We start from the raw sequence: 13,698 nt of genomic DNA, 5'->3' as shown, positions 1-13,698 counted from the left end.
CAGAAGCCAAATCAAGGACAGGTCCAGGCAGACCGTTGTCCCACGGCAATCCGTTTTCGGGCCATGTCAGCCTGGGGCCGAACGCGTCGCGGAACGAATGGATCGACCTTTAGCCCGGCGCGCCCGCCACCGAGCCCCTGACCACCAGGTCGACCGGCCAGACCTCGCCGCGGGCGCCTTCCTCCAGGCCGGAAATCCGCGCCGCCAGCCGTTCGGCAACGCGGGCGCCGGCGAGGCGGATCGATGACCGCGTCGTCGACAAGGGCACGGAAAAATTCTCCGGCTTCAACCACGGAAAAACGTCGTCATGGGCAATCAGCGACAGGTCGCCCGGAATGGTCAGGCCGAGATCGCGCACCGCGCGCACGACGCCGAGCGACATGATCAGGCTGGAGCAGGCGATCGCGGTTGGCGGCTCGCTCTGTTCGAGCAGGCGCCGCGCGGCGCGATAGCCGTTCTCCTCGGTCATCGTCACCGAGCAGACATGGCGCTCGCCGAGCGCCAGGCCGCTAGCGGCCAGCGCGCGGCGCATGCCGCGCTCGCGGTGGATGGCGAAGGTCTCGCGGTCGTCGCCATTGATCAGCGCCAACCGGCGATGGCCGAGCTGCACCAGCAGCCGCGCCGCTTCGTGGAAGGCGCCTTCATTGTCGATATCGGTGAACGGGTAGTCGAAGTCGAAGCCGTCGCTGCGGCCATGGACGATGAAGGGAATGCCCAGCGTGTTGACCAGCGCCACCCGCCGGTCGGCCGGCCGCGGCGAAGAGATGTAGACGGCGTCGACCTGACGGTTGGCGACGATGCGGCGATAGGTGGTCTCCTGGTCGTCGGCATCGGCCGGCGACAGAACGAGGTCGAGTTCGTGCGAGCGGGCATAGTCGCCCAGGCCGGAGAGGAATTCGACGAAATGCGGATCGATATCGACGGAAGTACCTGTCGGCAGGACATAGCCGATCATGCCGGTCTTGCCGGTCGCCAGCCGGCGCGCGCTCGGGTTGGGCCGGTAGCCGTGGCGCTTGGCGGCATCCACCACGCGCCGGCGGGTTTCCTCGTTGACCTCCGGATAGCCGTTCAGCGCACGGCTTACCGTTGTCTGCGACAGAGCCAGCATCTGGGAGAGCTGCTTCAGGTTCACCGGGAGGCCTCCAAGCCTCAAAGCGCTTTTAATTTTGAATCCACGCGGCCCCCACGACGGGTGCCGCCGAGCCCATCGACCATACGCACTGGTCTGGCCAGTTTGAAGCATAATCTGCTGCTGCATCGCCAAAAAACTATGCTGCAGTGCACTTTATCAAGTGTTGCATCACGAAATTCAATCGATTAGTCTGCTGCCCTCTTGACTTTCGTCGGATTCAGTGGCGAGATCAAAAGGACCAAAGCGCTTTGGAAGACTCTTTCGAAAGGTTGCGGTTCCTTTCCGAGTGAGTCACAGTCCTGCGGCGTCGGCGGACGGAATGGAGGTTCCGTCCGGGTGTATGTGACCACTGGGAGGAATACCGATGAAGAAGATGCTTCTGCTTGGCGCCGCGTTTGCAACGCTCGCCCTGAGCCTGCCGGCGCAAGCCGAACTGAAATTCAAGCCGGGTGAAGACAAGCGCTTCAACTGGGCCAACTACGAAGAGCTGAAGAAGGTCGACCTGAAGGGTGAGACGCTGACCATCTTCGGACCCTGGCGCGGCGAGGACGAAGGCCTCATCCGCACGGTTCTCGAATATTTCCAGGAAGCCACCGGCGCCGAGATCAAATACTCCTCGTCAGAGAATTACGAACAACAGATTGTCATCGACACCCAGGCCGGCAGCCCGCCCAACATCGCCGTGCTGCCGCAGCCGGGCCTGATCCAGGATCTGGCCTCCAAGGGCCTGCTGACGCCGCTCGGCGACGATACCGCCAAATGGGTCAAGGACAATTACGGCGCCGGCCAGTCATGGGTCGACCTCGGCACCTTCAAGGACAAGGACGGCAAGCCGGGCTTCTTCGCGTTTCCCTACAAGGCCGACGTGAAATCGCTGGTCTGGTACTCGCCGGACAATTTCGAGGAAGCCGGCTACAAGGTTCCCAAGACCCAGGAAGAGCTTGCCGACCTCGAGAAGAAGATCATCGCCGACGGCGGCACGCCGTGGTGCATCGGCCTCGGCTCTGGCGGCGCGACCGGCTGGCCGGCGACCGATTGGGTCGAAGACATCATGCTGCGCACCCAGCCGCCAGAAACCTACGACAAGTGGGTAAAGAACGAGATCCCGTTCAACGACCCGGCGGTGGTCAACGCCATCGATATCTTCGGCAAGATCGCCACCGACGACAAGATGGTCGATGGCGGCGCCAAGGCGGTTGCCGCGACCGACTTCCGCGACAGCCCGAAGGGCCTCTTCTCGGTGCCGCCGAAATGCTACTTGCACCATCAGGCCTCGTTCATCCCGACCTTCTTCCCGGAAGACACCAAGGTGGGGCAGGACGCCGACTTCTTCTACTTCCCGCCCTATGCCTCGAAGCCCGAGCTTGGCACGCCCGTGCTTGGCGCCGGTACGCTGGCCATGATCACCAAGGATTCGAAGGGCGCCCGCGCGTTCATCGAATTCCTGAAGATGCCGCTGGCGCATGAAATCTGGATGGCCCAGGGCGGCTTCGTGACGCCGTTCAAGTCGGTCAACAAGGAGGCCTATGCCAGCGACGCACTGCGCAAGCAGGGCGATATCCTGGCCAACGCCTCGACCTTCCGCTTCGACGGTTCGGACCTGATGCCGGGCAAGATCGGCGCCGGCGCCTTCTGGACCGGCATGATCGATCTGGTCGGCGGCAAGTCGGCCCAGGATGTCGCAACCGACATCCAGAAGAGCTGGGACGCGATCAAGTAATCAGCGGCAATCAGCAGCCGCGCAGGCTGCAGCTTTTAGAACGTCCTCCACAGACTGGATCCGGGCCTTTTGGCCCGGATCCGACCGGCGGCTTTAATCTTCAATTTTGATGCATGTCGTTCCCTCAAAACCGTGACCACTTTTGAGCGACATGCACTACGCCGGACCGATTTGCGTTCGTTCGTTCCGAATAACTTAAATCGGCGCATTGCCACATCGCCAGGGCTGTTCAAAGCCCGGCCGATCATGCGCAGGGAGAGGGACCCATGGCTGCTCAGATTCTATCGGCCATTTTTGTCATCATCATCGGCGTCGGCGGCTGCGTCGCCTATTTCTGGGGCGCCAACAAGCTGGTCGACCTGATTTTCCCGTCGCGCGGCGTCGCCGGGGCTGCGGCCATCGACAATCTGCGCCGGCAAGGGCTGGTCCGTCCGTGGCTGTTCGTCGGCCCGGCGATGATCATCCTTACCGTCTATCTGATCTATCCGGTGGTGGCGACGCTCTGGCTGTCCTTCCTCGACCGCGGCGGCCAGCATTTTGTCGGCTTCGCCAACTATGAATGGGCGTTCGGCGACCGCGAGTTCCGCAACTCGATCCTGAACAACATCATCTGGCTGGCAGTGGTGCCGGCAGCGTGCACCTTCCTTGGGCTGATCATCGCCGTGCTCACCGACAAGATCTGGTGGGGCACGATCGCCAAGAGCCTGATCTTCCTGCCGTTGGCGATCTCCTTCGTCGGTGCCAGCGTCATCTGGAAATTCATCTACGAATATCGCGGCGAGGGCCAGACGCAGATCGGCCTGCTCAACGCCATCATCCAGTATTTCGGCGGCCAGCCGCAGGTCTGGATATCGCTGCCGTTCTGGAACAATTTCTTCCTGATGATCATCCTGATCTGGATCCAGACCGGCTTTGCCATGGTCATCCTGTCTTCGGCGCTGCGCGGCATCCCCGAGGAGACACTCGAAGCCGCGGTCATCGACGGCGCCAACCCGTTCCAGATTTTCTGGAAGATCATGGTGCCGCAGATCTGGGGCACCATTGCCGTGGTCTGGACGACTATCACCATCCTGGTGCTGAAAGTGTTCGACATCGTGCTGACCATGACCAACGGCCAATGGAACAGCCAGGTGCTGGCCAATCTGATGTTCGACTGGATGTTCCGCGGCGGCGGCGATTTCGGCCGCGGCGCCACCATCGCCATCATCATCATGATCGCTGTCATTCCGATCATGGTCTGGAACATCCGCCAGGCGAACAAAGAGACGGGAGGACATTGAGATGGCCGTCGCGACCGGAAAATCCTTTGCCAGCCGTTTCGGCGTCCACATCGCCGTGCTCATCTTCGTTGCCATCTGGACCGTGCCGACGCTCGGCATCCTCGTCTCTTCGCTGCGCGACAAGGACCAGATCATCGCCTCGGGCTGGTGGAACTCGTTCTCCAGTTCCACCCAGACTGAAGCCGGCCGGTTGCCGCCTGCCTCGGCACAGGTCGAGAAGGACGGCAAGTTCGTGCTTGCCGGCAACATCTTCGGCGATGCTGTTGCCCGCAACATCAGCGCCTTCGGCGTCAAGTCGGCCGCGCCGACGCAGTATCCGGCCGGCACGACTGCCGATCTCGGCGACGGCGTAACCTTGCAGCTCAATGCCGACGGGACTTTCGTCATGTCGTCGCCAAAAGCCTTTGAAGGCGACCGGGGCCAGCGCGTCTATTATGCCTCGTCGGCGCCGCCGAAATTCACCACCGACAATTACAACACGGTGCTGTTTTCGGAAGGCATCGGCCGCTCCTTCATGAACTCGCTGACCGTCACCATTCCGGCGACCGTCATCCCGATCCTGATCGCGGCCTTCGCCGCCTATGCGCTGGCCTGGATGCGTTTTCCCGGCCGTGCGCTGCTGATCGCCGTCATCATCGGCCTGCTGGTCGTGCCGCTGCAGATGTCGCTGATCCCGTTGCTCAAACTCTACAACGGCGTCGGCACTTTCTTCGGCGTGCCATCGAAAACCTATCTCGGGATCTGGCTGGCGCATACCGGATTCGGCCTGCCCTTCGCCATCTATCTCCTGCGCAGCTATATTGCCGGCCTGCCGCGCGAGATCATGGAATCGGCGCGTATCGACGGCGCCAGCGATTTCGAGATCTTCGTCAAGATCGTGCTGCCGCTGTCGTTCCCGGTGCTGGCCTCTTTCGCCATCTTCCAGTTCCTATGGGTGTGGAACGATCTGTTGGTGGCGATGGTTTTCCTCGGTACCGAGGGCGATCAGATCGTGCTGACCGCCAAGCTCAATGCGCTGCTCGGTTCGCGCGGCGGCGACTGGGAGATCCTGACGACATCGGCCTTCGTCACCATCATCGTGCCGCTGATCGTGTTCTTCTCGCTGCAGCGCTATTTCGTCCGCGGGCTGCTGGCCGGCTCGGTCAAAGGAGGTTGAGACTGATGCAATCCGCTTTGAAGGCGACCTCGAAACCCGATCTCGCCGTCGATCGCGACTGGTGGCGGGGCGCGGTGATCTACCAGATCTATCCGCGCTCCTACCAGGACTCCAATGGCGACGGCATCGGCGATCTCAAGGGCATCATTCGCAGGCTGCCCTATATCGCTTCGCTCGGCGTCGACGCCATCTGGATTTCGCCCTTCTTCAAGTCGCCGATGAAGGATTTCGGCTACGATGTCTCGGACTATTGCGACGTCGACCCGATGTTCGGAACGCTCGCCGATTTCGACGCGCTGGTTGCGGAAGCCCATCACCTCGGCCTCAAGGTGATGATCGACGAGGTGTTGTCGCACACCGCCGACATCCATCCATGGTTCAAGGAAAGCCGCGCCAATCGGACCAACCCGAAGGCCGACTGGTATGTCTGGGCCGACGCCCGGCCGGACGGCACGCCGCCCAACAACTGGCTGTCGATCTTCGGCGGCTCGGCCTGGCAGTGGGACACCAGCCGCCAGCAATATTATCTGCACAATTTCCTGTCCGAGCAGCCGGACCTCAACTTCCACAACAGGCAAGTCCAGGACGCGCTGCTCGACGTCACCCGCTTCTGGCTGGAGCGTGGCGTCGACGGCTTCCGCCTCGACACCATCAACTTCTACTTCCACAGCCAGGGGCTGGAGAACAATCCGCCGCTGCCTCCGGAAGAGCGCAACGACCAGACCGCACCTGCGGTCAATCCCTACAACTACCAGGACCATATCTACGACAAGAGCCGGCCGGAGAACCTTGCCTTTCTCGAGCGGTTCCGGGCGCTGCTCGACGAATATCCGGCGACCGCCGCCGTCGGCGAAGTCGGCGATTCGCAGCGCGGGCTGGAAGTGGTCGCCGCCTACACAGCCGGCGGCAAGCGCGTCCACATGTGCTATTCCTTCGACTTCCTGGCGCCGGAAAAGATCAGCGCCGCCAAGGTGCGCCAGGTGCTGGAAGCCTTCGGCAGGGTCGCCAGCGACGGCTGGTCATGCTGGGCCTTCTCCAATCATGACGTGATGCGTCCGGCTTCGCGCTGGGCCGCCGATGAGGCCGATCCGGCCGCCTATCTCAAGGTGATCTCGGCGCTGCTGATGTCGCTGCGAGGCTCGGTCTGCCTCTATCAGGGCGAGGAGCTTGGGCTGGGCGAAGCCGAGCTGAAGTTCGAGGATCTGCAGGATCCCTACGGCATCCGCTTCTGGCCCGAATTCAAGGGCCGCGACGGCTGCCGCACGCCGATGGTGTGGGATGCCACCGCCAGCAATGCCGGCTTTTCGACGGCCAAGCCCTGGCTGCCGGTGCCGGGCAAGCATCTGTCGCAGGCGGTCAACGTGCAGCAGGGCGACGCCGCCTCGCTGCTCGAGCACTACCGGCGCTTTCTCGGCTTCCGCCGCCAGCATCCGGCGCTGGCCAAAGGCGACATCGAGTTCATCGAGAGCGAGGGCGACACCGTCGCCTTCACCCGCCGCGAGGGCAATGAGCAGATCGTCTGCGTTTTCAATCTGGGCAGCAGGCCGGCCGAAGTCGATCTGGGCGGCCAGGCGCTGCAACCCTTGGCCGGGCACGGTTTTTCGGCACAATCAGGCACAGGCTCCATCCGCCTCGGCGGCTACGGCGCCTGGTTCGGGCGTATCGACTGAGTTTTGACGAAACGGAATTTCTTGACGAAATCTGGGTTCTCTAGGGAAATCACTGGGAGGAAATCATGGCCGATGTCACGCTGAGACAAGTGAAGAAATCATACGGCAATCTGCACATTCTCCATGGCATCGACCTCGACATAAAGTCGGGTGAGTTCATCGTCTTTGTCGGCCCGTCGGGCTGCGGTAAGTCGACCTTGCTGCGGTCCATTGCCGGGCTTGAGGAGATCACCTCCGGCGAGTTGAAGATCGCCGGCGAGGTGGTGAACGATGTGCCGCCTTCGAAGCGCGGCATCGCCATGGTGTTCCAATCCTATGCGCTCTATCCGCACATGACAGTCTACGACAACATGGCGTTCTCGATGAAGATCGGCAAGGAAAGCAAGGCCGAGATCGACAAGCGGGTACGACAGGCAGCGGAAATCCTGCAGCTGACCAAATATCTCGACCGCTTGCCCAAGGCGATGTCGGGCGGCCAGCGCCAGCGCGTCGCCATCGGCCGCGCCATCGTGCGCAACCCGAAAGTGTTCCTGTTCGACGAGCCGCTGTCGAACCTCGACGCCGCGCTGCGCGTCGCCACCCGCATCGAGATCGCCAAGCTCAAGGAATCGATGCCCAACACGACCATGATCTACGTCACCCACGACCAGGTCGAAGCGATGACGCTGGCCGACCGCATCGTGGTGCTGAAGGACGGTCATATCGAACAGGTCGGCACGCCGATGGACCTCTACAAGAAGCCCGGCAATCTGTTCGTTGCCCAATTCATCGGCTCGCCGGCCATGAACATCCTGCCGGCGACAATCGACAAGACCGGCGATCCGACCATCGTCAGCCATGTCGGCGGCCGCAAGGCCACGGTGCCGATCGCGACGCCGGCGTCCGCCAAGGGCGCGGCGGTCAGCTTCGGTGTGCGGCCGGAGGATCTGTCGGTCGCCACCGGCACGGAATATCTTTTCGAGGGCGTGGTGGACTATGTCGAGCAGCTCGGCGAGGTCCAGCTGGTCTATGTCGACATCGGCCGCGCCGACCTGCCGCTGGTGACCAAGCTGCCCGGCAATGTCGAGGTCAAGCGCGGGGCAAAGCTGCGGCTGACGGCGGATGCCGGCGACCTGCACATCTTCGACGCCGACGGGCATTCCTTCTCGCTCAAGCCTCTAGAAGTGAAGGCGGCCTGAGGGCCAGCGCGTCGTATCGGCACGAAAAAAGAACGGCGGGCCAGGCCCGCCGCTCTTTCTTTGCAAACTTCGGCTGTTAGCGGTTGCCGAAGAGGTTCCGGTCGCTGCCCTGCGGGGCGGACTTCTGTACGTCGCCCGACGAGTTCAACAGTTTGTAGACCGGCGAACCGGTGTTCGGTACCGACGACGTCCGGGTGTTGTCGACGTTGACGGTCGCCTGATTGTCGACGGCGCTAGAGCCGACATTGTCGTTGCGGGCATAGGCACTGCCGGCGGCAACCAAAAGCGCAGCGGCAGCAAGAGCAATCTTCTTCATTTCAAGTCTCCTGAGTTTCATCATGCGGCAGAGCGGCTGACGGTCCGCCGCCCTGCGTTTTGTTCGATATTCGACTGGGATCGTTGTTCGAAAACTCTGACGTCAGATCCCGATCGGCTGTTAGCGGCCGAAGAGGTTACGGTCCGCGCCCTGCGCGGGGGTCTGAGCAGCCGAATCCGACTTCGCAACCGAAGCCGTGTGGCCACTGTCGGTCGACGTAACCGCAGGCTGGTTGGCGCCGTTCGAACCGTAGTGGTCACTGGCGGCGAAAGCGCTGCCGGAAACGGCCACAACGGCGGCGGCAGCAAGGATGATCTTTTTCATTTTAAATACTCCTGAATTTCTTCGAGCTCCCAAGAGCGACGGACGGGCCGCCACTCTTTTGTCTGGATCGGAATCAGCTGTTAATGGCCGAAGAGGTTGCGGTCGCTGCCCTGAACGAGGGGCTGCTTGTCAGCGGGCGCCGACTTCTGAATGGAAGCCGTATACGAGCTGTCAGTTGCTGCGGCAGGCTGGTTCGCACCATTGGAACCGTAATTGTCGCTACCAGCGAAGGCGCTGCCGGTAATGGCCAAAACGGCGGCGGCAGTGAGGATGATCTTTTTCATTTTTTGTACTCCAGTTTTGCTGTCCGTCTAGCGGCGTGTCCTGGGAGGAATTCGCGTCGTTCGGACACGCCCGATGTGGGAAAGCCATAGGCCGGTTTCCAATCACGAAGTTGTTCCGTGTGGGCCATGACTTCACCTCTTGTAATTTTCGTAAGCATGCCCACCATCTTGTTTTATAAAAATAATACAAAGGCTTACGTGACAACGCCATCCGGCTCACCGAGTATGTCCAAGCGTCAGCGTACACACCGTCCTGCACGCATTGTCAACAGAAACGAACCGTTCGGTTCGATTTTAGAAGCTGCTAATAGTCACTTTTCGATACTGTTGGCGGTTTTTTCGTTAGTCGGCAGTCTGATTCGAGGTGATTTGCGATGGCCGCGACCCCGCCCCGAAAACAACGACGTCAGCCCCACAATTGTCGGCTGCACCGTTTGTCGCGCGTGTCGCGCCGCATGGAGACGATGTCGCTTTCATGCCGATGTCGCGATCACTGCCGTGATTAGATGATCGCATCTCAGGTGCCGCTTCGTGACGACGGAGCGGAGAATTGGGAAGCCGGTCAGAATCCGGCGCTGCCCCCGCAACGGTGGTGGAGTTCAAGTCGCAACGGGAGACCACTGGGCAATAGCCTGGGAAGGTGTCGCGATGGTCCGCAAGGACAACTCCAGAGCCCGGAAACCAGCCCGAGATGCTTGAACTCGACTGATCGCGGTGGGCGGTCAAGAGGTGGATAGTGCATGTCCGGCGTCGCGCCGGCCTGCGGCCGATCCGTCCTCCATCACCACCAAGTTCAGTCCTTAAACCACGAGGACAGAACTATGGATGCGCGCAACGACATGCTGAGGCTCTTGAACGGCCGCAAGCAAGGCTTTTCGCTCGAACAGCCCTTCTACACCGACCCGGACTACTTCAAGCTCGACATGGAGCTGATCTGGTATCGCGACTGGCTGTTCATCGGCCATGATTGCGAACTGCCGAAGCCCGGCAGTTATATCACCGTGCAGATCGGCGACTATCCGGTGGTGCTGGTCCGCGATCAGAAGGGCAACATCAACGCCTTTCACAATTCCTGCCGCCATCGCGGCAGCCGGGTCTGCAACACCGAGAAAGGCACGGCGGCAAAGCTCGTCTGCCCCTATCACCAGTGGACCTACGAGCTCGACGGCCGCCTGCTGTTCGCCCGCCAGATGGCCGAGGGTTTCGACAAGAGCCAGTTCGGCCTGAAGCCCGTCGCCTGCGAAAGCGTCGGCGGCTACATTTTCATCTGCCTCGCGAAAGAACCTGCCGACTTCGCGCCGATGCGCGCCATGATCGAGCCCTACCTCAAGCCGCACCGACTGAGCGAAGCCAAGGTCGCCTTCGAGTCGACGATCGTCGAGAAGGGCAACTGGAAGCTGGTCTGGGAAAACAACCGCGAGTGCTATCACTGCGCCGGCAACCACCCGGAGCTCTGCAAGACATTTCCGGAAGCGCCGACCGTGACCGGCGTGCAGGGCGCCGACAGCGACCCGGAGATGCTGGCGCACTGGGCAAAATGCGAGGCTGCTGGCCTGCCGAGCAAGTTCCGCATCGATCCGTCCGGACAGTTCCGCGCCACCCGCGCGCCGCTGCTGCGCGATGCCGTCAGCTATACGATGACGGGAAAGCGCGCGGTGACGAAGAACCTTTCCGACAGCGTTGCCGCCGATCGCATCGGCACCTTGATGCACTACCACTATCCGACGACCTGGAACCACATCCTGATCGACCATGCGGTGACCTTCCGGGTGCTGCCGATCAGCGCCACGGAGACCGCGGTGACGACCAAGTGGCTGGTGCACAAGGATGCGGTCGAGGGTGTCGACTACGATCTTGCCGAACTCACCCATGTCTGGACCGAGACCAACGACCAGGACCGCCGCATCGTCGAGGAAAACGCCTTCGGCATCCTGTCGCCGGCCTATGAGCCAGGTCCCTATTCGGAGTTGCATGAGGGCGGCGTGATCCAGTTCGTCGAATGGTACGCAGCCTTCATCGGCCCGCGCCTTGCCGAAGGCGGCCGGCCGGCGCTGCGCAGCGTCGCCTAAGAGAGGTTGAAGGATGAATGCGATGACGGATCTTGGTCTCTATCGCCATCTCGACCAGATGGCGCCATGGAACGACAGGCTGCAGGTGCTGGAAGTGATCGGCGTCAGCGACGAGGCGCCTGGCGTCAAGACCTTCACCTTCCGCTCCGACAACCAGACCTGGTTCCGCTACAAGCCGGGCCAGTTCGTGACGCTGGAGCTGCCGACACCGGACGGGCCGCTGATGCGCACCTACACGCTGTCGTCGTCGCCGTCGCGGCCGTTTTCGATCGCGGTGACGGTGAAGGCTCAAGCCGGCAGCATCGGCACACGCTGGATGTTCGAAAACCTGGTGCCCGGCTCGCACGTCAAGGCCTATGGGCCCGCCGGCGACTTCTCTCTGCACAGCCACCCCGCGGCCAAATATCTGTTCATCTCTGCGGGCTCCGGCGTGACGCCGATGATGTCAATGCTGCGCTGGCTGAACGACTGCGCGCCATGGACAGATGTCGGCTTCGTCAACTGCGCGCGGCGTGCGGAAGAGATCATCTTCCGCAAGGAGCTCGAACTGCTCGGCGGCCATATGCCTGGCCTGTCGCTCGGCTTCATGATCGAGGAACGCTCGAGCCGCGAAGGCTGGTACGGCCATATGGGCCGCATCGACGCGATCCGGCTGCCGCTGCTGGCGCCCGATTTCCGCGAACGCGAGATCTTCTGCTGCGGCCCAGATCCGTTCATGCGCGCCGTGCGTGGCATGCTGGATGCGGCTGGCTTCGATATGACGAAATATCATCAGGAGAGTTTTGCCACACCTGCGGTGGAGGAAGTGCTGGCGCCGTTTGCCTCACCCGCTGAAGACGGCACTGCTGTCCCTGTCGAAGCCGTGACGCCGATCCGCTTCTCGCTTTCGGAGGTTGACGCCGACTGCGTCGCCGGCCAGACCGTGCTGCAGACGGCGCGCAGCTCGGGCGTGCGGATTCCGGCCGCCTGCGAGTTCGGCCTGTGCGGCACCTGCAAGGTGAAGAAGGTCTCCGGCGCTGTCGAGATGAGTCACAATGGCGGCATTCTCGACCACGAGATCGATGACGGCTTCATTCTTGCCTGCTGCTCGAAACCGCTGTCGGCACTCGAAATCGAGGCGTGAGTGGCGCTGCCCGCTCAGACGCCATAGCGCTCGGTGCGAATGATGTCCGCTGACATGCCGGCGTCGATCAGCGCCTGGGCGGCGGCCGAGACGAAGGCGTTCGAGCCGCAGACAAAGGCCAGTGCCGGCGGTTGCGGCAGCCGCGCGAGCGCCTGCATCACCATTGCCGTGTCGATGCGCCTCGAATAGTCGGATGGCCGCCGTGCGGCCTCGCGCGTCAGCGTCAGCACCAGGTCGAAACCGTCGCGGCGGTCGTCGAGGCCGATCAGCTCGTCGCGGAAGATCACCTCGTCCCAGACCCGCACCGAAAACATCAGCGCGACCGGCACCGCCGATTTGCGCAAGGTCCGGTGGCGCACCATCGCCATCAGCGGCACCACGCCGGAACCGCCGCCGACGAGAAGCAACGGCCCGCCATCGCTGTCGGACCAGACGAAATGCCCGCCAAGCGGCCCGCGCAGCTCGATCTCATCGCCGACCGCCGCCACCTCGTGGAAGAAAGGCGAGACTTCGCCATCGTCGAGTTTTTCGATCGCCAGCTCGATCGTGGCGCCGCTCTCCGGTGCCGAGGCGATGGAATAGGAGCGGCGCGCCTGATAGCCGTCAGGCGCCGTCAGCCGGACGTCGACATGCTGTCCGGCGCGATAGGCAAAAGGCCGCGACAGCGCGAAGAAGAAACTGGTGACGCGCGGCGTGCGCTTTTCGATCCGGGTGATTTTCGCCGTCTGCCAGGGAGATTGCGGCGCTTCGCTCATGGATCGCCGCTATAGCGCTGTTCGCGCCACGGGTCGCCATAGATGTGATAGCCGCGCAATTCCCAGAAACCCGGCTCGTCACGCTCTGTGAACTGCAGCCCGTTCAGCCATTTGGCCGACTTCCAGAAATAGAGATGCGGCACCAGGAGCCGCGCCGGACCGCCATGGTCAGCCGTGATCGGCTTGCCTTCATACAGCAACGCCACCATCGCCTTGCCGGTGGTGAGGTCCTTGGCCGGCACGTTGGTGGTGTAGCCGTCATAGCCATGCGCCAGCAGGAAGCCGGTCGGCGCTTCTATGCCGGCATCGGCAAGAATGTCGTCGACCAGCACGCCTTGCCAGGCGGTGTCGAACTTGGTCCAGGCGGTGACGCAGTGGATGTCGCGCGTCATCTTGGTCAGCGGCAGCGCGTTGAACTCGGCCCAGTTCCATTTCTTGATCGGGCGTGGGCCGTGCTTGAGCGTGAACGACCACTCCTCGGTGCGCACCCGCGGCGTCGGTCCCGCCGACAGGACCGGAAAACCCTGTTCGAGATATTGCCCGGGCGGGATGCGCGCGTCGGTTTCCGTTGGAGGCTTTCGACCGGAGGAAAAACCGCGAGTGACCATCGGGACGTGTCCGTCTGCTGGGGATGCAGCCGCAGTGTTCTCGAAGATGCCGCATCGGGCAACAGGAATTTTGGGTGACAGGG

13 protein-coding genes and 1 riboswitch are annotated in these 13,698 nt (G+C 62.3%); of the genes, 7 read left to right on the top strand and 6 right to left on the bottom strand.

All coding sequences use genetic code 11. The features are described from left to right. Positions 1-109: 109 nt before the first annotated feature. Positions 110-1,132: a substrate-binding domain-containing protein gene (locus tag AC1DZ8_RS03110; protein WP_477306597.1), complete on the bottom strand. Its 1,023-nt coding sequence runs from the start codon at positions 1,130-1,132 to the stop codon at positions 110-112. Positions 1,133-1,496: 364 nt separating this feature from the next. Between AC1DZ8_RS03110 and AC1DZ8_RS03105 the strand changes: the two genes are divergently transcribed. The 5 genes from AC1DZ8_RS03105 to AC1DZ8_RS03085 all read left to right on the top strand — a co-directional run bounded on the left by AC1DZ8_RS03105 (position 1,497) and on the right by AC1DZ8_RS03085 (position 8,136). After that, positions 1,497-2,852, top strand: a complete 1,356-nt coding sequence (locus AC1DZ8_RS03105) for an ABC transporter substrate-binding protein (protein ID WP_477306594.1) — start codon at positions 1,497-1,499, stop codon at positions 2,850-2,852. A 266-nt stretch (positions 2,853-3,118) separates the two neighbouring features. Beyond that, positions 3,119-4,132, top strand: a complete 1,014-nt coding sequence (locus tag AC1DZ8_RS03100; protein WP_023668891.1) for a carbohydrate ABC transporter permease — start codon at positions 3,119-3,121, stop codon at positions 4,130-4,132. A gap of 1 nt (position 4,133) precedes the next feature. Beyond that, entirely contained in the window at positions 4,134-5,288 is a 1,155-nt protein-coding gene (locus AC1DZ8_RS03095; RefSeq protein ID WP_112562034.1) for a carbohydrate ABC transporter permease, read from the top strand. Between the two features lie 5 nt (positions 5,289-5,293). Continuing rightward, entirely contained in the window at positions 5,294-6,958 is a 1,665-nt protein-coding gene (gene bglA / locus AC1DZ8_RS03090) for a beta-galactosidase BglA (RefSeq protein WP_477306592.1), read from the top strand. Between the two features lie 65 nt (positions 6,959-7,023). Then, complete coding sequence (locus AC1DZ8_RS03085) at positions 7,024-8,136, top strand: ABC transporter ATP-binding protein (protein ID WP_477306590.1); 1,113 nt, start codon at positions 7,024-7,026, stop codon at positions 8,134-8,136. Positions 8,137-8,212: 76 nt separating this feature from the next. Here the strand turns inward: AC1DZ8_RS03085 and AC1DZ8_RS03080 are convergent, their stop codons facing one another. The 3 genes from AC1DZ8_RS03080 to AC1DZ8_RS03070 form a co-directional block, all read right to left on the bottom strand. After that, positions 8,213-8,452: a DUF680 domain-containing protein gene (locus AC1DZ8_RS03080; protein WP_112565555.1), complete on the bottom strand. Its 240-nt coding sequence runs from the start codon at positions 8,450-8,452 to the stop codon at positions 8,213-8,215. A gap of 120 nt (positions 8,453-8,572) precedes the next feature. Next, positions 8,573-8,776, bottom strand: a complete 204-nt coding sequence (locus AC1DZ8_RS03075) for a DUF680 domain-containing protein (RefSeq protein ID WP_477306587.1) — start codon at positions 8,774-8,776, stop codon at positions 8,573-8,575. Positions 8,777-8,856: 80 nt separating this feature from the next. Further along, complete coding sequence (locus AC1DZ8_RS03070; RefSeq protein ID WP_477306585.1) at positions 8,857-9,060, bottom strand: DUF680 domain-containing protein; 204 nt, start codon at positions 9,058-9,060, stop codon at positions 8,857-8,859. 502 nt (positions 9,061-9,562) lie between these two features. Next, positions 9,563-9,764, top strand: a riboswitch (cobalamin riboswitch). 117 nt (positions 9,765-9,881) lie between these two features. Between AC1DZ8_RS03070 and AC1DZ8_RS03065 the strand changes: the two genes are divergently transcribed. Continuing rightward, the gene (locus AC1DZ8_RS03065; protein ID WP_477400307.1) at positions 9,882-11,129 is read left to right on the top strand and encodes an aromatic ring-hydroxylating oxygenase subunit alpha; all 1,248 of its coding nucleotides are present in this window, start codon (positions 9,882-9,884) and stop codon (positions 11,127-11,129) included. A gap of 22 nt (positions 11,130-11,151) precedes the next feature. Next, positions 11,152-12,252: an FAD-binding oxidoreductase gene (locus AC1DZ8_RS03060; protein ID WP_477306580.1), complete on the top strand. Its 1,101-nt coding sequence runs from the start codon at positions 11,152-11,154 to the stop codon at positions 12,250-12,252. Between the two features lie 14 nt (positions 12,253-12,266). Here the strand turns inward: AC1DZ8_RS03060 and AC1DZ8_RS03055 are convergent, their stop codons facing one another. Then, positions 12,267-13,007 (bottom strand): FAD-binding oxidoreductase, encoded by a 741-nt coding sequence (locus tag AC1DZ8_RS03055; RefSeq protein WP_477306578.1) that lies wholly within the window; start codon positions 13,005-13,007, stop codon positions 12,267-12,269. Beyond that, the gene (locus AC1DZ8_RS03050) at positions 13,004-13,615 is read right to left on the bottom strand and encodes a molybdopterin-dependent oxidoreductase (protein WP_352582382.1); all 612 of its coding nucleotides are present in this window, start codon (positions 13,613-13,615) and stop codon (positions 13,004-13,006) included. Before AC1DZ8_RS03050 ends, AC1DZ8_RS03055 begins: the two co-directional genes overlap by 4 nt. Positions 13,616-13,698: the final 83 nt, after the last annotated feature.

It is taken from the genome of Mesorhizobium sp. P2_F7 (assembly GCF_056403695.1).
The sequence above is the reverse complement of the archived record's forward strand: the minus strand, read 5'-3'. Positions and strand labels throughout refer to the sequence as shown.

Coding starts and splice junctions, on each gene's coding strand:
- AC1DZ8_RS03105 (WP_477306594.1), top strand. CDS start 1,497: ATGAAGAAGATGCTTCTGCTTGGCGCCGCGTTTGCAACGCTCGCCCTG.
- AC1DZ8_RS03055 (WP_477306578.1), bottom strand. CDS start 13,007: ATGAGCGAAGCGCCGCAATCTCCCTGGCAGACGGCGAAAATCACCCGG.
- AC1DZ8_RS03095 (WP_112562034.1), top strand. CDS start 4,134: ATGGCCGTCGCGACCGGAAAATCCTTTGCCAGCCGTTTCGGCGTCCAC.
- AC1DZ8_RS03070 (WP_477306585.1), bottom strand. CDS start 9,060: ATGAAAAAGATCATCCTCACTGCCGCCGCCGTTTTGGCCATTACCGGC.
- AC1DZ8_RS03100 (WP_023668891.1), top strand. CDS start 3,119: ATGGCTGCTCAGATTCTATCGGCCATTTTTGTCATCATCATCGGCGTC.
- bglA (WP_477306592.1), top strand. CDS start 5,294: ATGCAATCCGCTTTGAAGGCGACCTCGAAACCCGATCTCGCCGTCGAT.
- AC1DZ8_RS03065 (WP_477400307.1), top strand. CDS start 9,882: ATGGATGCGCGCAACGACATGCTGAGGCTCTTGAACGGCCGCAAGCAA.
- AC1DZ8_RS03050 (WP_352582382.1), bottom strand. CDS start 13,615: ATGGTCACTCGCGGTTTTTCCTCCGGTCGAAAGCCTCCAACGGAAACC.
- AC1DZ8_RS03080 (WP_112565555.1), bottom strand. CDS start 8,452: ATGAAGAAGATTGCTCTTGCTGCCGCTGCGCTTTTGGTTGCCGCCGGC.
- AC1DZ8_RS03060 (WP_477306580.1), top strand. CDS start 11,152: ATGACGGATCTTGGTCTCTATCGCCATCTCGACCAGATGGCGCCATGG.
- AC1DZ8_RS03085 (WP_477306590.1), top strand. CDS start 7,024: ATGGCCGATGTCACGCTGAGACAAGTGAAGAAATCATACGGCAATCTG.
- AC1DZ8_RS03075 (WP_477306587.1), bottom strand. CDS start 8,776: ATGAAAAAGATCATCCTTGCTGCCGCCGCCGTTGTGGCCGTTTCCGGC.